Genomic DNA, 18,228 nt, shown 5'->3' with positions numbered 1-18,228 from the left:
GATCGGGCCCCCAGAACTTAGCGGAGCGGATGTCACTGTCCAAAGCGACGCGACTACGTACTGTTGCGCGCCGAATCTGCGGTCAGTAACCGAAGGCGCGTGCGGTGTTCGCGCCCAGCGCCGTCGCCAGGGTGTCCTCGTCGATGCCGCGCACGGCGGCCATCGCGCGCACCGTGACCGGAACCAGATACGGGGCGTTGGGCCGTCCGCGGTAGGGCGCCGGGGTCAGGAAGGGCGCGTCGGTCTCCACGAGGACCAGCTCCAGCGGGGCGACGAGGAGGGCGTCCCGGAGGTTCTGGGCGTTCTTGAAGGTGACGTTGCCGGCGAAGGACATGAAGTAGCCCTCGCGGGCGCAGATCTCGGCCATCTCGGCGTCGCCGGAGTAGCAGTGGAAGACGGTGCGCTCGGGGGCGCCCTCCTCCTTCAGGACGCGCAGGACGTCGGCGTGGGCGTCGCGGTCGTGGATGACGAGGGCCTTGCCGTGCCGCTTGGCGATCTCGATGTGGGCGCGGAAGGACCTCTCCTGGGCGGCCTTGCCCTCGGGCCCGGTGCGGAAGTGGTCCAGCCCCGTCTCGCCGACGCCCTTCACCTGGGGCAGACCGGCCAGCCGGTCGATCTCGGCGAGGGCGTCGTCCAGCGCCGCGTCACCGCCCGGCTGCCGGGCGCCCTGCCGGGACCAGCCGTCGGGGTCGCCGTGGACGATGCGCGGGGCCTCGTTGGGGTGCAGGGCGACGGTCGCGTGGACGCTCTCGTACGCGGCGGCCGTCTCGGCGGCCCACTGCGAGCCCTTGATGTCGCAGCCGACCTGGACGACCGTCGTCACGCCCACCGACGCGGCCTTCGCGAGGCCCTCCTCGACGGTGCCGGACTGCATGTCGAGGTGGGTGTGGGAGTCGGCCACGGGCACCCGGAGGGGCTCCGGGAGCGGCGGTGCCGCGTTCTTGTCGGCGTTCGAAGGCATGCCCCGATCCTACGAAAGGGGCATGCCTCGTCGGCCGGCGAGCCGCTCAGCCCGCCTTGCGCTGGAACGGGTGAAGGAGATCGGACAGATGCCAGTGGTGGTGTTCCTTGGCCGGCGCGGCCGTCTCCGCCGCCCCGGCCGCCCGCGGCTCCTCGGCCGGCGGCGCCTGGTGGTGCCGCTGCGCGGCGCTGCGCACCGACGACACCTGCCCCGGCCGCATGATCCGTACGACGTGGCCGTCGCAGTTCTGGCACGTCGGCCGGCTCAGCGGGGACGGCACGACCTGCCCCTCGGCCACGTACATCACGAACTCGTGGCCGTCGGCGTCCGTGTGGTGCTCTATCTCGTACGACTGCTCCCAGCCGTGCCCGCATCGCATGCAGGCGAACGAGTACGACTCGTGAACGACGGCTGTGGCCGTACCGCGGAGGCCGGTCTGCCCTGCGATCTCACTCATGCCAGCTCCTCTTGTCCGCTGGACAAAGGACGGGTGCGTCCCTTCGACCAGTGGACGCCTTCACCGGAGCGAATGCATCAGGCCTGTCGAGTGTTGGAGGCGATTTGGACGTCGCTTGCCAAACCGGCCCCGGGCGGGGGTCTGGTCTTTGCCTTCGACGCCGCCCCTTTGCCCCCGCATGGGGCGCGCGCTCAGTCGAGAACACCCCTGCTCAGAGGGCTATTGAGCAGGCCGCAGGGGACGCGCCCTGCAGGGGCGTGAGGCTGTGTCGATACGCGGCTCCGCCGTGTGGGCGCGACCAGCCCGAGGGGCCGTCATCCCGCCACGAACCGAACCCCCGACGGCGCCCTCGGCTCAGTCGCCCGCCTTCTTCGCAGCAACGACCGCGTCGAAAACGACCCGCTTCTGCAGCCCGGCCTCCACAGCCACCGCGGCAATCGCCTCCTTGCGCCGCTCCCCCGCCTCCTCCCGAACCCGCACCCGGCGAACCAGCTCCGCCGCGTCGAGTTCTTCGGGGCCGGTTTCAGGCGCGCCTTCCACCACGACGGTGATCTCCCCGCGGACCCCCTCGGCGGCCCACCGCGCCAGCTCCGCGAGCGGCCCCCGCCGCACCTCCTCGTACGTCTTGGTCAGCTCACGGCAGACGGCGGCCCGCCGCTCCGCGCCGAAGACCTCGGCCATGGCGGCGAGGGTGTCGTCGAGCCGGTGCGGGGCCTCGAAGTAGACGAGCGTCCGCCGCTCACCGGCGACCTCCCGCAGCCGGGACAGCCGCTCGCCCGCCTTGCGCGGCAGGAAGCCCTCGAAGCAGAACCGGTCGACGGGCAGCCCGGACAGGGCGAGGGCGGTGAGCACGGCGGACGGCCCGGGGACGGCGGTGACCCGGATGTCCTTCTCGACGGCGGCCGCGACCAGCCGGTACCCCGGGTCGGAGACCGACGGCATCCCCGCGTCCGTGACGAGCAGCACGCGCGCGCCGCCGAGCAGCTCCTCGACCAGCTCGGGCGTGCGGGCGGACTCGTTGCCCTCGAAGTACGACACCACGCGGCCCTTGGGGGTCACGCCCAGCGCCTGGGTGAGCCGGCGCAGCCGCCGCGTGTCCTCGGCGGCGACCACGTCGGCTCCCGCCAGCTCCTCGGCGAGCCGGGGCGGCGCGTCCGCGATGTCGCCGATGGGGGTACCTGCCAGGACAAGGGTTCCAGTCACGCCCCCATCCTCCCAGGGCCGGCGAGGAGCGGGGAAAGCGGCCGCGTCCCGACCGGTACCTCACATGCGCGGGACTCACACAGAACGGTTCCCTACGATGGCGCGGTGACCAGTACCGCGTCCTCCACGGACCTCCGGCAGGGCCAGGCACCGCACGACCAGCGGCCGTCGTGGCAGCAGCGGCTGCGCCGATTCGGCTACACGCCCGCCAAGGACGCTCCCTCGGGCGACGTACGCGACCGGCTGGTGCCGCCGTACGCCGAGCCGAGTCCGCGCCTGTGGCAGGTGCTGGGCGTCCCGCCGGTCCTGGCGGATCGGATCACCCGCTGGTCGGGCTGGATCGGTCCGCTGCTGGTGACGCTGATGGCGGGCCTGATGCGGTTCTGGAACCTGGGCAGCCCGCGCGCGGTGATATTCGACGAGACGTACTACGCCAAGGACGCCTGGGCGCTCGTCCACCGCGGGTACGAGGTCAACTGGGACAAGAACGCCAACGACCTGGTGCTGCAGACCCACGGCCATCTCACGATCCCGACGGACGCGGCGTACGTCGTGCACCCGCCGGTGGGCAAGTACGTCATCGGCCTGGGCGAGCTGATGTTCGGGTTCGACCCGTTCGGCTGGCGGTTCATGACGGCGCTGCTGGGGACGCTCTCCGTCCTGCTCCTGTGCCGGATCGGCCGCCGGATGTTCCGTTCGACGTTCCTCGGCTGTCTGGCGGGCTCGCTGATGGCGGTGGACGGCCTGCACTTCGTGATGAGCCGGACCTCGCTGCTCGACGGCGTGCTGATGTTCTTCGTCGTGGCCGCGTTCGGCTGCCTGGTCGTCGACCGGGACAGGTCGCGGGAGAGGCTGGCCGCCGCGCTGCCGGCCGGACCCGACGGCCGGGTACGCCCCGACGACCACGTCGGCGACACCTTCCGCTTCGGCTGGCGGCCCTGGCGCTGGGGCGCCGGGCTGATGCTGGGCCTGGCCATCGGCACGAAGTGGAACGGCCTGTACATCCTGGCCGCGTTCTTCGTGATGGCGGTGCTGTGGGACGCGGGCGCCCGCAGGACGGCCGGCGCCCGGCACCCGTACCTCGCGGCGCTCAAGTACGACACCGGCATCACGTTCCTCGCGACGTTCCCGGTGGCGCTCGCCGTCTACCTGGTCTCCTGGACCGGCTGGATCCTCTCCCCGTCCGACGGCACCGGCGGCTACTTCCGCAACTGGGCGGCGACCGACGGCAGGGGCGGCCACTGGACCTTCCTGCCGGACTGGCTGCGCAGCCTGTGGCACTACGAGCACGAGGTGTACAAGTTCCACATCGGGCTGTCGTCCCCGCACACCTACCAGTCCAACCCGTGGAGCTGGATCGTGCTGGGCCGGCCGGTGTCGTACTTCTACGAGTCCCCCTCCCCCGGCGCCGACGGCTGCCCGGCCGACGCCGGCCAGAAGTGCGCCCGGGAGGTGCTGGCCATCGGCACGCCGCTGCTGTGGTGGGCGGCCTGCTTCGCGATCCTGTACGTGCTGTGGCGGTGGCTGCTGCGCCGCGACTGGCGGGCCGGAGCCATCGCCTGCGGGATCGCGGCCGGTTACCTGCCCTGGTTCCACTACCAGGAGCGGACGATCTTCCTGTTCTACGCGGTCGTCTTCCTGCCGTTCCTGTGCCTGGCGGTGGCGATGCTGATCGGCGCGATCATCGGCCCACCGGGCTCCACGGAGACCCGCCGGGTGATCGGCGCGTCGGCGGCGGGCGTCCTGGTCCTGCTGATCGCCTGGAACTTCATCTACTTCTGGCCGCTGTACACGGGCACGGCGATCCCGATCGACAGCTGGCGGTCGCGGATGTGGCTGGACACCTGGGTCTAGCTGTGTAGACCTTGCACGGGGGCACGGCCGGCGGGCGTGCCCCCGTGGTCGATGGGGACGACCCGTGAGCTGCGGTTTCGCAGCCGACAACGACGGTCACCCCACGTCTGCCCCACCGGAAGGTGACTCTGGTAGGTCGTTGAGCCGGTCAGCCAGAATCATCGCCACATCGTCTGCCAAGTCGCCGTCGGTGTGGCGGATCAACGCCTGGTGCAGTTGCTCCAGGAAGTCCGGCGGGGTGGGGCCGACGCCCAGCTCCTCCATGGCCTCCGGCAGAGCGAAGAATTCGCTGTCGCGGTTGCGGGCCTCGATCACACCGTCGGTGTACAGCAGCAAACGGTCACCAGGGATGAACGCATAGCTTTCAGGCTTCTCGGGGAGGCCGGCGATGAGGTCCTCGAGGCCAAGCGGTGGCGACGGCAAGCTCGGCATCAGCGGCGTAGCCCTGCCCTGGTGCAGCAGCAGCGGTGGCGGATGTCCACGGCTTACCAGCTGCACCACGGGTTCGTCCGGCACCTGCGCGATGAGCGCCGTGGTGAACCCTTCCAGCAGAACCTCCTGGCCATACGCACCCGGCACGGCGACCTCCCGCCGCAGCGCAGCCGCGCAGCGGTTCATGACCTCCGCCAGGTCCTCCTCGTAGTGCACGGCTTCCCGGAACGCGCCCAGCGCCACCGCGACGGCTCGCACCGCGGACAGCCCCTTGCCCCGGACATCCCCGACGATCATCCGGACGCCGTACCGCGTCTGCACGGCCTCATACAGATCACCGCCCACCCGTGCCCCGGTCCCGGCCGCAAGGCAAAGGCTGCCGACCCGCAGCGGACCCAGGCGCGCGGGCACGGGCCGCAGCACGACCTCCTGGGCCGCCACGGCGATGCGGCGGACCCGGTCAAGCTCTTCCTGCCTGCGCTCCTGCATAGCGCGGCTCGTAATGAAACCAGCCACGGAGACCAAGATCAGAGCCAGGAAGTTGCTGTAGACCTGCAGGGTGCCCCATGCCCCGTTATAGGTCGCAGTGGTCACACTGATCGCCAGCGCCAGGATCGCCGCCGCGGTGGTGCCCTTGGGCCCCAACGTCACTGCCGCCAGCGCCGGCACTGCGGTGAGAAAGGGGCCGGTATAGATGAAGTGCGCAGGCGTGAGCTCGATGACCAGCACGGCCAGCGCGATCAGATAGGGCACACACTGCATCAGCGCGAAGAGGACCCGGTTATGACCGCCTGCTCCTGGCAGCGAGGGTGAGCGCAAGACCGACCCCATGCACCAAGGGTGCCTCGCTGAAACCCACGGCTCCACCCAGTCAGCCGCCCTGGGCAGTACGAGGACTGGCCCGGCCCATTTACAGCGGGCTAAGTCCGCTGTCCGTGACCTGCAGGTTTTCCTCTGCGTGCTGCTGCTGGGGGATGGCTGGGGGAATCAGCGTCTGTTCCAGGTCTGCTACGGAACACGGCGGCCTACGGCTGCGTGGCCACATCAGGTGGGGGTGATCCCGCCGCGGGCGGGCTGCCTCCAGACCCGCGCCGAAGTGGTGCGGCTGCGCGAAGCACTCACGGGTGGACAGGCCGCAGTCCTCGTGGGACAGGACACGGTGCGCGGGCAGGTGCTGGCCGGGATGGGCGGGGTGGGCGGGGTGGGCAAGACCCAGCTGGCCGCCGCTACGCCCGTACCGCCTGGCAGACCGGTGAACTGGACGTGTTGGTGTGGATCACCGCGAGCAACGCCACCGCGGCCGCCTCCGGGCATGAGAGACGGCCCAGCGACGGCCCAGCGACAGCCCAGCGACCCGACACCTCCCGCCTCAGGACCGAATCAGCAGGTCAGAACGCCAAGCGACGCGCTTCAGGTGTCTTCATCCACTTCTGGCCGCTGTACACGGGCACGGCGATCCCGATCGACTCGTGGCGGTCGCGATGTGGCTGGGTACCTGGGTCCAGGCGTGGTCACGGCCTCTCACCCGCGGGCGAAGTTCTCCGTCCAGTAGACACGATTGTTGTGGCCGTTCGCCGTGCCCACACCGAGGACCTTGTAGTCGCAGGCGAGGATCGCCTGGCGGTGGCCCCAATTGGATGCCTCGTCGTGGTTCAGCCAGTTGTCCATCGCCTGGGCGAAGGTCTGGTTGGTGCCGTAGCTCCAGTTCTCGGGGCGCTGCGCGGGGCTGAAGCCGGCCGCTCCGATCCGGTCCGCGGGCATCGTGTTGTCCGAGCCTATGTGCCCGCGCCTGGGGTCGCCCCGGGGGTACGCGTCGATGAGGCTCGCGTAGTTGGCGGCCAGGTCTGCGCTGTGTCTGCGCGCCACCTCGCTGAGTCGTGGGTCGAGACGCACGCTCGGATCCGCGCACGCACCGCGTCGTGCCTGGACGACCTGGTCGATTATTTGTTTCGCGTCGGCGGGCATCGGCGGAAGGGGGGCGGGTTCGTCGCCGAGTCGCCATGCCTGGTTGACCCACCACGGGTCACCCGTGCTCCCCGCGCACGCCCATTGCTGCAGGCCGGCGCCCAGCCTGGGCGGGCTGGGAAAATCACCGTTTCCCGCATCGAGGCACTTGCCGCTGTTCTTCGAGACGATCAGGTACCCCAAGGCGTTTTCCGCGCAACCGCCGGAGCCAGGGGGACATGACTTCGGGTCCCCTATGTCCACGAACTCCCAGCGCTGGTTGGCTCCGCCATGGCAGTCCCATTGGATGACCTTCGCTCCGTCGGCCTTGGACCAGCCGGAGACGTCCAGGCACTTTCCCGAGTGGCGCGCGACGATCTTGTACCCCTGCCCGTCGCCCGGATCCACGAACTCGAACTGCTGGTTCTGCGCGGAGCTGTTCTGCGACCACAGGACGATCGCCTGGCCGTTGGCGGTTCCCGCGGCCACGACGTCCGCCACCAACCCGGAACTCTGGTTGTAGATGTTCGTTCCGCTTCCTTCGGCTTCGGCCGAGGAAGGCTTCGGCAGGCCGAGCCCCGCGAGGAGCACGGTCAGCAGGGCAAGTCGGAAGGCGTTCCGCGCCGATAAGGTGTGAGATTTCCGGATTGCTGCATTCATTAGTGCACGCAACAGCGCCCAGGGAACGCTCACATCAGCGTAGGACGACGAGGTCGGAGGGGCCACTCGGGAGCCCGGAGGGGCCACTCGGGAGCAGGGTCGCCCGCCCTCGGCAACGTCTCTGTTCGGACAACAATCGGCAACTCCGGCCACAGGCGCCCCGCAGCCGCTTACAGTTCCTCTGTGACGTGTTTTTGAACGCGTTCAACGGGGAAAACGGGGAGGATTCGCGCGATGCGCAGGGGAGTCAAGAGTGCCGTCATAGGCGGCGTGTGTGCGGTCGTGCTGGGCGGGGCCGGGTACGGCGCCTACAACATCGTGTCCGCGCTGAACGGCGACGCGGGGACGGGCGGCGGGCCGGCCGCTGTGGAGAGCGGTCCGCCGAGCAGCGCGGAGGTCAGGGAGACGACCGCGAAGTTCTTCGCCGCCTGGGAGAAGGGCGACGCCTCGACCGCGGCGGCGTACACCGACTTTCCCGGGGCGGCGCGGGAGCTGCTGACGGCGTACGGGGGCGACGCGCACATCACCAAGGTGCACATCACGCCCGGTACGGCCACCGGCACGACCGTGCCTTTCACGGTCGAGGCAACGGTGTCGTACGGGGGTAGGACCCAACCGTTGAGCTATGAGAGCCGCTTGAACGTCGTGCGCGGGAGGACCTCGTACCGGCCGCTGGTCGACTGGCAGCCCTCCGTCGTGCATCCGCGGCTGCGCAAGGGGGACACGCTGATGACGGGCGAGTCCGCGACCCCGCCGATCGAGGCCGTCGGCCGGGACGGGAAGGTGCTCACGCCGGAGAAGTACCCGTCCCTCGGCCCGATCCTGGACGAGCTGCGCAAACGGTACGGCGACAAGTCGGGCGGCCGGGCCGGCGTGGAGCTGGTGATACGGCATCAGGACGCGGCGACCGGGGAAGCCGCGGCCGACACCACCCTCCTGACCCTCGCCAAGGGGCGGCCCGGCAAGCTGCACACGACGCTCAGCGCGAGCGCCGAGGCGGCGGCCGAGACGGCCGTGCAGAAGTACGCCGATGCGTCCCTCGTGGCCGTCAAGCCCAGCACGGGCGAGATCCTGGCCGTCGCCAACCACCGCGACGACGGCTTCGACGCGGCCCTCCTGGGTGAGCGGCCGCCCGGCTCCACCATGAAGATCATCAGCGCGGCGGCCCTCATCGACAACGGCCTGACCACCGCGAACGGCCCGGCACCCTGTCCGCCGTCCGCCGTCTCCGAGAGCCAGACCTTCCAGAACCTCAAGGACCTCACCCCGGACGAGCACGCCACCCTCTCCGACAGCTTCGCGCGCTCCTGCAACACGGCGTTCGTGAAGTTCGCGGACGAGGTCGAGGTGGACACCCTCACCAAGGAGGCACAGGAGCGGTTCGGACTCGGGCAGAACAACTGGCGGATCGGCGTCCCGTCCTTCGACGGCCGGGTCCCCGCCGCCGGCGGCCCCGACACCGCGGCCGCCCTGATCGGCCAGGGCCAGGTCCAGATGAGCCCGCTCAACATGGCCTCCGTCACGGCGACCGCGATGACCGGCACCTTCCGGCAGCCGGTGATCGTCCCGCTGAGCCTGGACCACCGCGAACCGGCACGCGCGCGCGGGCTGTCCCGGAGCACCGTCCAGCAGCTGCGCGCCATGATGAATCGCACAGCGACCAGCGGCACCGCGGCCGGGGTCATGTCCGGGCTCGGCGGGAACATCGGCGCGAAGACCGGCTCGGCGGAGGCCGACGGGCAGGCGAAGTCGGACAGTTGGTTCACCGGGTACCGGGGCGACGTCGCCGCCGCGGCCATGGTCCAGGACGGCGGACACGGCATCGACGCGGCCGGGCCGATTGTCGCAAGCGTGCTACGGAATGCGGGCTGATATCACCCGCAAAGGCGGGGACCTTAATGTGGTTGCCGTCGTTGGGTGTGTGAGGGCTGCGGGGACCCTGGGGAAGGCGCGGAGGAACTGAGGAAGTGGGCAAGAGAAGACGCGTCGCCGAGCGACGGAAGACCAACCCCGCCGTGCTCGGCGGAATGATCGCCGTGGTTGTCGGCGGTGCCGGGTTCGGCGTCTACGCTCTGTACGGCGGCGGCGCGGCGGCCGACGAGCGAACGTCCACGGCCGACCACAAGACCGTGAAGACCGGCCCGCTCACCGCCGCCGAGGTCCGCACGGCCTCCACCCGCTTCCTCACCGCCTGGCAGCACGGCCGGACCACCGAGGCGGCGGCCGCCACCGACGACCCGTCCGCCGCCACCGCACTGCTCACCGGCTACACCAAGGACGCCCACCTGAAGGACGTCACGCTCACCGCCGGCACCGCCACCGGCGCCAAGGTGCCGTTCTCCGTCAAGGCGACGGTGTCGTACCAGAGCCTGAGCAAGCCGCTCGCGTACGGCAGTTCGCTCACCGTGGTCCGGCGGGCGAGCGACGGAAAGCCGCTGGTCGACTGGCACGCCTCGGTGGTCCACCCGGACCTGAAGGACGGCGACACGCTCGTCACCGGCGAGTCCGGCACCCCGCCGGTCAAGGCGCTGGACCGCGACGGCGGGGAACTGACGACCGCCGCGTACCCGTCGCTGGGCACGGTCCTGGACGGACTGCGGGAGAAGTACGGCAAGAAGGCGGGCGGCAAGGCGGGCGTGGAGCTGCGCGTGGTGCGCGGCAAGGCGTCGGTGGCGGCCAAGCTGTCCGACAAGACGCTCGTGGAGCTGAGCAAGGGCACGCCGGGCACGGTGAAGACGACGCTGAGCCCGACGCTCCAGGCGGCCGCCGAGAAGCAGGTCGAGACGCGGCCGCGGGCCTCGGTGGTGGTCGTGCGGCCGTCGACCGGTGAGATCCTCGCGGTCGCCAACAGCGGGCACGGCTTCAACACCGGCTTCCAGGGCTCCCTGGCGCCCGGCTCCACGATGAAGATCGTGACGTCGACGATGCTGTTCGAGAAGGGGCTCGTCACCCCCGACGCGTCGCACCCCTGCCCCAAGAAGTACAAGCTCGCCGGCTGGACGTTCCACAACGACGCGGACTCCGAGATCAAGAAGGGCACGTTCAAGCTGAGCTTCGGGGCCTCCTGCAACAACGCCTTCATCAATTTCGCGCCGAAGCTGTCCAACAGCGACCTGACGAAGGAGGCCCAGGAGGTCTACGGCCTCGGCCTGGACAACTGGGCCATCGGCGTCCCGTCGTTCGACGGCTCCGTCCCGGTGCAGAGCGGCGCGCAGATGGGCGCCTCGCTGATCGGGCAAGGCGGGGTGCGCATGAACCCGCTGAACATGGCGTCGGTGGCGGCGACGGTGGAGTCGGGCGTCTTCCGCCAGCCGTACCTGGTGGCCCCCTCGGTGGACCACCGCACGCTGGCGAAGGCCTCGCGCACCATGTCGTCGAAGACGCAGGCCCAGCTGAAGGACGTCATGCAGTACACGGCGGCGTACGGCACGGCGGCCAAGGCGATGGCGGGCCTCGGCCCGGACTACGGCGCCAAGACGGGCTCCGCCGAGGTCGACGGCCAGAAGAAGCCGAACGGCTGGCTCACCGCGTACCGGGGCGACCTCGCCGCGGCGGGCGTGGTCCAGGCGGGCGGCCACGGCGGCGACACGGCCGGGCCGATCGTCGCGGCGCTGCTGAAGCTGGGCGGCTGACGCTGCCTGAGCCGGGCGGCTGAGCGGTCCGGGAGGCGTCAGCCGACGGGCTCGGCGGTGTACGTCCGGCGCAGGAACCGGAGCAGCGCCTTCGACTCGAACTGCACCACCTCCACGCCGTGCGCGGAGTGGAACTCCACGACGGCCTGGACGCGTCCGCACGGCCACACCCGTACGTCGCCGCTCTCGGCCGGCGACCGCAGTCCCCGTTCGAGCAGCGCGCGCGAGAAGGTCCACTCGTGCGGTCCGGGCAGGCCGACCCGGACCGAGCGTGGATCGGTGTCGGGGTCGTACCGCAGTACTACGGGTACGGCCCCCGGGTCCTCCTCGTCCGTGACGATGTGGGCGCGCGCGTACTGCTCGACTACAGACATCGGACCGCCCTCTCACGTTCTGTGACCTACACGGAGGATGTGAATCCGCTTTCTCTCCAATGTGCCACATTTTCCGGTTCGCGCCCGGCGAGGAAGCGAGACAATGTCTCTCTTGCAAAAGGTTCGCAACAACCCTCTAAAATCGTACGGTGCACGTACCTGACGGATTCATCGACGCCCCCGCCTCCGCGGTCACCGGAGCGGTCGCCGCCGGCGCCCTGGCGGTGAGCCTGCGTGGCGCCCGCCGCGAACTCGACGAGCGGACGGCCCCGCTGGCCGGTCTGGTGGCGGCGTTCATCTTCGCCGTGCAGATGCTGAACTTCCCGGTGGCGGCCGGCACCAGCGGCCATCTGCTGGGCGGTGCGCTCGCCGCGATCCTGGTCGGCCCGTACACGGGCGTGCTGTGTGTGTCGGTCGTGCTGCTCATGCAGGGCGTGCTGTTCGCGGACGGCGGGCTGACCGCGCTCGGCGTGAACATCACCGACATGGCGATCGTCACGACCGTGGTGTCGTACGCCGTCTTCCGCGCGCTGCTCGCCGTACTGCCCCGCAAGCGGCGCTCGGTCACGGTCGCCTCCTTCGTCGCCGCGCTGGTCTCCGTGCCGGCCGCCGCCGTCGCCTTCACGCTCATGTACGCGATCGGCGGCACCACGGACGTCGCCCTCGGCAAGGTGGCGACCGCGATGATCGGCGTCCATGTGCTGATCGGCATCGGCGAGGCCGTGATCACCGCGCTCACGGTGAGCGCCGTCATCGCCGTACGCCCGGACCTGGTGCACGGCGCGCGCGGCCTGCAGCAGCGGCTCAAGCTGCGCGTGAACGGCACGCTGGTGGACGCCCCGGCGCCCACGGCGCCGGTGGCGGCACGCACCTCCAGGCGCACCCTGTGGATCACCGGACTGGTCGCGTCGCTGGTGCTCGCCGGCTTCGTGAGCTTCTACGCCTCCGCCGACCCCGACGGCCTGGAGAAGGTCGCGCACGACCAGGGCATCGACAAGAAGACCGGGCAGCACGCGGCGGACGACTCCCCGCTCGCCGGCTACGGCGTCAAGGACGTCTCGAACGCCCGGCTGTCCGGCGGCCTCGCGGGCGTGATCGGCGTCGGTGTCACGGTCGTCGCGGGCAGCGCGGTGTTCTGGGCCGTGCGCAGGCGCCGCGGCGCGGACGTCTCGCCCGTGAACACGGGCGTGTGACGTGGGAGCGGGACACGCGCACCGGCTCTACCGGCACGGGCACTCCCCCGTGCACGCCCTGCCTCCGCACACCAAACTGGCGGCCGCGTTCGCCTTCGTCGTGGTCGTGGTGTCCACCCCGCGCGAGGCGATGTGGGCGTTCGCGGCGTACGCCGTCCTGCTCGGGTACGTCGCGTACCGCGCGCGCGTGCCCGCCGGTTTCCTGCTCGGACGGCTGCTGATCGAGGTGCCGTTCGTGGCGTTCGCGGTCCTCATGCCGTTCGTGGCGGAGGGCGAGCGGATGCACGTGCTGGGCCTCTCGCTCAGCGTGAACGGGCTGTGGGGCGCCTGGAACGTGCTCGCCAAGGGCACGCTCGGCGTCGCCGCCTCCGTGCTGCTGGCCGCCACCACCGAGCTGCGCGAACTGCTGCTCGGGCTGCAGCGGTTGAAGCTGCCGCCGCTGCTCGTGCAGATCGCCTCGTTCATGATCCGCTATGGCGACGTCATCACCGACGAGATGCGCCGGATGCGGATCGCCCGCGAGTCGCGCGGCTTCGAGGCGCGCGGCGTACGGCACTGGGGGGTGCTCGCCAAGTCCGCCGGCGCGCTGTTCATCCGGTCCTACGAGCGCGGGGAGCGCGTGCACCTGGCCATGGTGAGCCGGGGGTACGCCGGCTCGATGCCGGTCATCGACGAGGTGACCGCGTCCCGGGCGCAGTGGTCGTACGCTCTCGCGCTCCCCTGCGCCGCTCTCGTCGTCTGTCTGCTGGGATGGGTTCTGTGAGTACTGCTTCCCTGGAGGTCTCCGGCCTCGCCTTCGCCTACCCCGACGGCCATCAGGCCCTGTTCGGCGTGGACTTCTCGATCGGGCGCGGCGAACGGGTCGCGCTGCTCGGTCCGAACGGCGCCGGCAAGACCACCCTCGTCCTGCACCTGAACGGCATCCTGAGCGGCGGCACCGGCACGGTGACCGTGGCCGGGCTGCCCGTCGGCAGGCAGCACATGGCGGCGATCCGGCAGAAGGTCGGCATTGTCTTCCAGGACCCCGACGACCAGCTGTTCATGCCGACCGTGCGGGAGGACGTGGCGTTCGGTCCGGCCGCCGCCGGCATCAAGGGGGCCGCACTGGAGGAGCGGGTGCGCACGGCCCTGGAGCGGGTCGGCATGCAGGACTTCGCCGACCGGCCGCCGCACCACCTGTCCTTCGGCCAGCGCCGCCGGGTCGCCGTCGCGACCGTGCTCGCGATGGAGCCGGAGATCCTGGTCCTGGACGAGCCGTCCTCCAACCTCGACCCGGCCTCCCGGCGCGAACTCGCCGACATCCTGCGCTCCCTGGACGTGACCGTGCTCATGGTCACGCACGACCTGCCGTACGCCCTGGAGCTGTGCCCGCGCTCGCTGATCCTGAGCGACGGCGTGATCGCGGCGGACGGCCCGACCGGCGAGCTGCTCTCCGACGACGCGCTGATGCGGGCGCACCGTCTGGAGCTGCCGTTCGGCTTCGACCCGAAGTCCGTGACAATGGGCGCGTGACGCGTCAAGACGACCGAGACGACAAAGGGGCCGCCGGGTCGCTGCTGCTGGACGACCAGCTGTGCTTCGCGCTGTACGCGGCCCAGCGCGCCGTGACCGCCGCGTACCGCCCGCTCCTCGACGACCTGGGGCTCACCTACCCGCAGTACCTCGTGCTGCTGGTCCTCTGGGAGCGCGGTGAGACCAGCGTGAAGGAGCTGGCGGGCGCCCTGCGCCTGGACTACGGCACCGTCTCGCCGCTGCTGAAGCGGCTGGAGGGGGCGGGTCTGGTGCACAGGGAGCGCGCGGCGGACGACGAGCGCTCGGTGCTCGTCGCGTGCACCGGGCGCGGGGAGCAGCTCAGGGAGCGCGCGGCTCGCGTGCCCGGCGCACTGCTCACGACCACGGGGCTCGAAACACAGGAGATCGCGCGGTTGCGCGAGGAGCTGTGGAAGCTCACCGAGCGGGCCGACGCGGCTGCCGACCGGCGCTGACCGGCACTGACCGGCGCCGATCTCGCGTTACCCACGGTTGCCACCCCCTGCTGCCATGCGCTGACATACCAGCCAGTACCTTGTGCACGATGTACTTGTGCGCCACTTTTCCTGGGGGAGGCCAACCTTGACCGATGTCACCGCTGACGCCGCTGTCGACACCCGTCCGACGAAGATCATGTACGTCGCCGAGGCCACCGCCCACGGTGGCCGGGACGGCTTTGTCACCAGTCAGGACGGCCAGATCCAGCTGAAGGTCGCGATGCCGCCGGAGCTGGGCGGAGACGGCAACGGCACCAACCCGGAGCAGCTGTTCGCGGCCGGCTACAGCTCCTGCTTCCACAACGCGCTGATCCTGGTCGGCAACCGCGCGGGCTACGACCTGACCGGTTCCACGGTGGCCGCGAAGGTCGGCATCGGCCCGAACAAGCACAGCGGCTACGGCCTCGCGGTCGCCCTCAGCGTCTCCCTGCCGGTCCTGGACCGGGAGATCGCGGAGAAGCTGGTGGACGCGGCGCACGAGGTGTGCCCGTACTCGAACGCGACGCGCGGGAACATCGACGTGACGATTCTGCTGGGCTGAGCCCCCGCGCCCGGGTGGCAGCACGGCGTCCCGGGTACAACGCCGGTGTCGCCCGTGCGGGCGGGGCAGGGGGGTGTACCGGTTCCGCAGGGGCGTCGTGGTGCGGAAGTTCTGGTCGTGCCGCGCGTACACCTGGGCCGAGCTGACCGGCGAGACGCACGGCCACTGGTCGCGTGAGGGCGGGTGGGGCGAGCACACGGTCTGGCAGGAGGAGCTGGAACTGCGCGCCCTCGACGGGGTCTCCGTCTACCGGTACGACCACGACCCGTTGGAGGTCAGGCGCCGCCTCCGGTCGGCGCACGAGCCACAGGACGTGGTCCCGGCCGGGTACGAGGACGGGCCGGAGAGCGCCGGACCGTAGCCGATATCACCACCCGCCGAGGAATCCAAGGCCACACACCCGTGTTTCACTCATGGTCGCAAGCGAGTGGAGGGACCGGGCGTGGATGTGGACGTGAACGGCACGGTGACCGAGGGCTTCGAGCCGGTCAGGGAGGCGTTCGCAGCGAACTTCGCGCTGCTCGGGGAGCGGGGCGCCGCCGTCGCCGTGTACCGGGACGGCCGGAAGGTCGTCGACCTCTGGGGCGGCACCAGGGACGTGGACGGTACGGCCCCCTGGGAGCACGGCACCGCGCAGATCGTGCGCTCCGCGACCAAGGGGGTCGCCGCGGCCGCGCTCCTGCTGCTGCACCAGCGCGGCGAACTGGACCTGGACGCCCCGGTCGGCACGTACTGGCCCGAGTACAAAGCGGCCGGCAAGGAGCGCACGCTCGTCCGGCACCTGCTCGCGCACCGCGCCGGCGTGCCCGTGCTGGACCGCCCGCTGACCCCCGTGGAGGCGACCGACCCCGACCTCGGGGCGGCGGCCGTCGCCGCGCAGGCGCCGGTGTGGGAGCCGGGCACGGACCACGGCTACCACGCGCAGACCTACAGCTGGCTCACCGGCGAGCTGGTCCGGCGGATCACCGGGCGACCGGTGGGCGCGTGGGTGGCGGACGAGATGGCCGCGCCGGTCGGCGCCGACCTGTGGCTCGGCCTGCCCGCGGCGGAGCAGGCGCGCGTGGGCCGTGTCGGACCCGTGGAGGCACCCCAGACATCGGGCGAGCTGAAGACCCGCCCGAAGCGGTCCGTGTCCGCGGCCTACGCCGACCCCGACTCCCTCACCCGCCGCGCCTTCGCCGCGATCACCCCGCTCCCGGACGAGAACGCCCCCTCCTACCGTGCGGCCGCCCTGCCCGCCTCCAACGGCATCGCCACCGCCGACGGCCTGGCGCGCTTCTACGCCTCGCTCGTCGGGGAAGTGGACGGCGGCACACGTCTGTTCACCCCCCGGACCATGGAGCTGGCCCGCGCCGAGCAGTCCGCCGGACCGGACCGGATCCTCGTCGTGGGCACCCGGTTCGGCCTCGGCTACATGCTGCACGGCAGCACGTCACCGCTGCTCTCCCCCGGTTCCTTCGGCCACCCGGGCCGGGGCGGAGCCCTCGCGTTCGCCGACCCCGAGACGGGCATCGCCTTCGGCTATGTCACCAACGGCTTCAGGAAGAGCGTGACGGCGGACCCGAGGGCGCAGGCGCTGGTGCGGGCGGTGCGTACGGCGCTCGCGTAGTGCGCTCGCGCAGGGCAATTGCCCAGGGCGCGTGCGGCGCCGCACGCGCCCCTCGGGCGTCACACGTTGATCGGATGCGAGGTCCGGCCGGACGCCGCGTCGATCTCCCCGTGAGCCTTGGTCAGCAACTGCATGGCCAGTTCGTTGAGCGCGCGGGCGCCCGCTATCTCCTCGCCGACCCGTGGCTGGTTCGAGTCGACGCGGTGACGGCTGGCGCTCCCGTGGGCCCGGACCTCGCTGCCGTCGGGCAAGCGCACCAGGGCGACGGCGCGTGTGTGCGTGTCGTCTTCCTGGAATTCCAGCTCCACGTGCCAACCCACAGCGGTGTGCATCATGTCGACCACCTCCGGAGAACCGCTGATACCAGGGTGCTCCCGCGCGCGCGGAACGTCATGTGGAGGCCGGTCGCTGTTTCGGGCCGTCTCAGTCGCCCGACTTCTCGTCGAAGCTGGCGAAGTAGGCAGCGGCCATGTCCTCGGCGGCGTGCCCCTGCGCGGCGGCCCGGGCGAGCCGTTCGGCCGTCGCGGCGGCGACGTCGAGCCGGACCCCGCCCCGCTCGGCCGCCTGGACGATGAGCCGGGCGTCCTTCGCGGCGGTGGCCACGGCGAACGACGCCGGGGTCAGCTTCCCGTCGAGCACCAGAGTGGCCTTGGCCCGCAGGTATCCCATGTCGAGCGGGCCGCCCTGGATCAGGTCGAAGAAGTCCTGCGGGTCGACGCCGAGGGCCTCGGAGAGGGCCAGTACCTCACCGGCCGCCGCGGTGGCCGTGAGGACCCAGCTGTTGGCGACCAGCTTCAGCCGGCTGGCGCTGCCCGCCGCCCCGTCCGCACCGGTCCACACGGTCCTGGCGCCGACCGCGTCGAACACCGGCGTGACCGTATCCCGGCCCTCCTCGGGCCCGGCGGCCAGCACGGTCAGCTGACCGGCCTCGGCGGGCTGGCGGGTGCCGAGGACGGGGGCGTCGTAGAACACCAGCCCGTGCTCGTCCGCGAAGGCGGCCAGTTCCGCGACCAGTTCGACCCCGGCGGTGGTGCACTGTGCCCACACCGTGCCCGGACGCAGCGCCGGGGCGGCCTCGCGCATGACCTCCAGGACGGCGTTGCCGTCGTACAGCATGGTCAGCACGACGTCGGCGCCCTCGACGGCCTCGGCGGGCGTGCCCATGACCCGGATCCCGTTCGCGGCCAGCGGCTCGGCCTTCTCGCGGGTACGGTTCCACGCCCGGACCCCGAGTCCGGCGCGGGCGAGGTTGCGGGCCATGGCGGCGCCCATGATGCCGGTGCCCAGGACGCTGACGCTCGGCTTGTCGGTCATTGACGGCTCCCTGTCGTACGGTTCCTG

General features: G+C 71.2%; 18 protein-coding genes. 10 read left to right on the top strand and 8 right to left on the bottom strand.

Features of this window, described 5'->3' with window-relative positions; genetic code table 11:
• Positions 1–82: 82 nt before the first annotated feature.
• From ACWC5O_RS28515 to rsmI, 3 genes are all read right to left on the bottom strand, one after another.
• Entirely contained in the window at positions 83–961 is an 879-nt protein-coding gene (locus tag ACWC5O_RS28515; protein WP_450590029.1) for a TatD family hydrolase, read from the bottom strand.
• A gap of 46 nt (positions 962–1,007) precedes the next feature.
• Entirely contained in the window at positions 1,008–1,418 is a 411-nt protein-coding gene (locus ACWC5O_RS28510; RefSeq protein WP_450590028.1) for a hypothetical protein, read from the bottom strand.
• Positions 1,419–1,772: 354 nt separating this feature from the next.
• The gene (gene rsmI, locus ACWC5O_RS28505) at positions 1,773–2,621 is read right to left on the bottom strand and encodes a 16S rRNA (cytidine(1402)-2'-O)-methyltransferase (protein WP_450590027.1); all 849 of its coding nucleotides are present in this window, start codon (positions 2,619–2,621) and stop codon (positions 1,773–1,775) included.
• 105 nt (positions 2,622–2,726) lie between these two features.
• Here rsmI and ACWC5O_RS28500 point away from each other — a divergent pair, with 105 nt between their 5' ends.
• Positions 2,727–4,475 carry a dolichyl-phosphate-mannose--protein mannosyltransferase gene (locus ACWC5O_RS28500; protein WP_450590026.1) on the top strand — a complete coding sequence of 583 codons (1,749 nt, stop codon included), beginning with the start codon at positions 2,727–2,729 and terminating at the stop codon, positions 4,473–4,475.
• A gap of 96 nt (positions 4,476–4,571) precedes the next feature.
• Here ACWC5O_RS28500 and ACWC5O_RS28495 read toward each other — a convergent pair whose 3' ends face one another.
• Positions 4,572–5,738 carry a PP2C family protein-serine/threonine phosphatase gene (locus ACWC5O_RS28495; protein WP_450590025.1) on the bottom strand — a complete coding sequence of 389 codons (1,167 nt, stop codon included), beginning with the start codon at positions 5,736–5,738 and terminating at the stop codon, positions 4,572–4,574.
• A 690-nt stretch (positions 5,739–6,428) separates the two neighbouring features.
• The gene (locus tag ACWC5O_RS28490; protein WP_450781098.1) at positions 6,429–7,544 is read right to left on the bottom strand and encodes an RICIN domain-containing protein; all 1,116 of its coding nucleotides are present in this window, start codon (positions 7,542–7,544) and stop codon (positions 6,429–6,431) included.
• A gap of 201 nt (positions 7,545–7,745) precedes the next feature.
• Between ACWC5O_RS28490 and ACWC5O_RS28485 the strand changes: the two genes are divergently transcribed.
• Together ACWC5O_RS28485 and ACWC5O_RS28480 are read left to right on the top strand one after the other, a co-directional pair.
• Positions 7,746–9,383: a penicillin-binding transpeptidase domain-containing protein gene (locus ACWC5O_RS28485; protein WP_450590023.1), complete on the top strand. Its 1,638-nt coding sequence runs from the start codon at positions 7,746–7,748 to the stop codon at positions 9,381–9,383.
• 95 nt (positions 9,384–9,478) lie between these two features.
• Complete coding sequence (locus tag ACWC5O_RS28480; protein WP_450590022.1) at positions 9,479–11,143, top strand: penicillin-binding transpeptidase domain-containing protein; 1,665 nt, start codon at positions 9,479–9,481, stop codon at positions 11,141–11,143.
• Positions 11,144–11,181: 38 nt separating this feature from the next.
• Here ACWC5O_RS28480 and ACWC5O_RS28475 read toward each other — a convergent pair whose 3' ends face one another.
• The gene (locus ACWC5O_RS28475) at positions 11,182–11,517 is read right to left on the bottom strand and encodes an SsgA family sporulation/cell division regulator (RefSeq protein WP_450590021.1); all 336 of its coding nucleotides are present in this window, start codon (positions 11,515–11,517) and stop codon (positions 11,182–11,184) included.
• 149 nt (positions 11,518–11,666) lie between these two features.
• On the opposite strand from ACWC5O_RS28475, the gene ACWC5O_RS28470 reads away from it, so the two are divergent.
• From ACWC5O_RS28470 to ACWC5O_RS28440, 7 genes are all read left to right on the top strand, one after another.
• Entirely contained in the window at positions 11,667–12,710 is a 1,044-nt protein-coding gene (locus tag ACWC5O_RS28470) for an energy-coupling factor ABC transporter permease (RefSeq protein WP_450590020.1), read from the top strand.
• Position 12,711: 1 nt separating this feature from the next.
• A complete protein-coding gene (cbiQ, locus tag ACWC5O_RS28465) occupies positions 12,712–13,473 on the top strand; it encodes a cobalt ECF transporter T component CbiQ (RefSeq protein WP_450590019.1) in 762 nt (253 codons plus the stop codon).
• Complete coding sequence (locus ACWC5O_RS28460) at positions 13,461–14,222, top strand: energy-coupling factor ABC transporter ATP-binding protein (RefSeq protein ID WP_450590018.1); 762 nt, start codon at positions 13,461–13,463, stop codon at positions 14,220–14,222. The genes cbiQ and ACWC5O_RS28460 overlap by 13 nt, the downstream gene beginning before the upstream one ends.
• Entirely contained in the window at positions 14,219–14,695 is a 477-nt protein-coding gene (locus ACWC5O_RS28455) for a MarR family winged helix-turn-helix transcriptional regulator (RefSeq protein WP_450590017.1), read from the top strand. The genes ACWC5O_RS28460 and ACWC5O_RS28455 overlap by 4 nt, the downstream gene beginning before the upstream one ends.
• Positions 14,696–14,873: 178 nt before the next feature.
• On the top strand, positions 14,874–15,278 hold the full coding sequence (locus ACWC5O_RS28450) for an organic hydroperoxide resistance protein (RefSeq protein WP_450590089.1): 405 nt from the start codon (positions 14,874–14,876) through the stop codon (positions 15,276–15,278).
• A gap of 100 nt (positions 15,279–15,378) precedes the next feature.
• Positions 15,379–15,639, top strand: coding sequence for a hypothetical protein (locus tag ACWC5O_RS28445; protein WP_450590016.1), 261 nt, complete (start codon positions 15,379–15,381; stop codon positions 15,637–15,639).
• Positions 15,640–15,726: 87 nt separating this feature from the next.
• The gene (locus ACWC5O_RS28440; RefSeq protein ID WP_450590088.1) at positions 15,727–16,887 is read left to right on the top strand and encodes a serine hydrolase domain-containing protein; all 1,161 of its coding nucleotides are present in this window, start codon (positions 15,727–15,729) and stop codon (positions 16,885–16,887) included.
• Positions 16,888–16,946: 59 nt separating this feature from the next.
• On the opposite strand, the gene ACWC5O_RS28435 is transcribed toward ACWC5O_RS28440, so the two are convergent.
• Complete coding sequence (locus tag ACWC5O_RS28435) at positions 16,947–17,222, bottom strand: DUF1876 domain-containing protein (protein WP_389176052.1); 276 nt, start codon at positions 17,220–17,222, stop codon at positions 16,947–16,949.
• Between the two features lie 88 nt (positions 17,223–17,310).
• Positions 17,311–18,201, bottom strand: coding sequence for an NAD(P)-dependent oxidoreductase (locus ACWC5O_RS28430; protein ID WP_450590015.1), 891 nt, complete (start codon positions 18,199–18,201; stop codon positions 17,311–17,313).
• Positions 18,202–18,228 lie beyond the last annotated feature (27 nt).

This window comes from Streptomyces sp. NPDC001450 (assembly GCF_053597295.1).
The sequence above is the reverse complement of the archived record's forward strand: the minus strand, read 5'-3'. Positions and strand labels throughout refer to the sequence as shown.

Coding starts and splice junctions, on each gene's coding strand:
- ACWC5O_RS28515 (WP_450590029.1), bottom strand. CDS start 961: ATGCCTTCGAACGCCGACAAGAACGCGGCACCGCCGCTCCCGGAGCCC.
- ACWC5O_RS28510 (WP_450590028.1), bottom strand. CDS start 1,418: ATGAGTGAGATCGCAGGGCAGACCGGCCTCCGCGGTACGGCCACAGCC.
- ACWC5O_RS28495 (WP_450590025.1), bottom strand. CDS start 5,738: ATGGGGTCGGTCTTGCGCTCACCCTCGCTGCCAGGAGCAGGCGGTCAT.
- ACWC5O_RS28485 (WP_450590023.1), top strand. CDS start 7,746: ATGCGCAGGGGAGTCAAGAGTGCCGTCATAGGCGGCGTGTGTGCGGTC.
- ACWC5O_RS28475 (WP_450590021.1), bottom strand. CDS start 11,517: ATGTCTGTAGTCGAGCAGTACGCGCGCGCCCACATCGTCACGGACGAG.
- ACWC5O_RS28460 (WP_450590018.1), top strand. CDS start 13,461: ATGGGTTCTGTGAGTACTGCTTCCCTGGAGGTCTCCGGCCTCGCCTTC.
- ACWC5O_RS28450 (WP_450590089.1), top strand. CDS start 14,874: ATGTACGTCGCCGAGGCCACCGCCCACGGTGGCCGGGACGGCTTTGTC.
- ACWC5O_RS28435 (WP_389176052.1), bottom strand. CDS start 17,222: ATGATGCACACCGCTGTGGGTTGGCACGTGGAGCTGGAATTCCAGGAA.
- ACWC5O_RS28430 (WP_450590015.1), bottom strand. CDS start 18,201: ATGACCGACAAGCCGAGCGTCAGCGTCCTGGGCACCGGCATCATGGGC.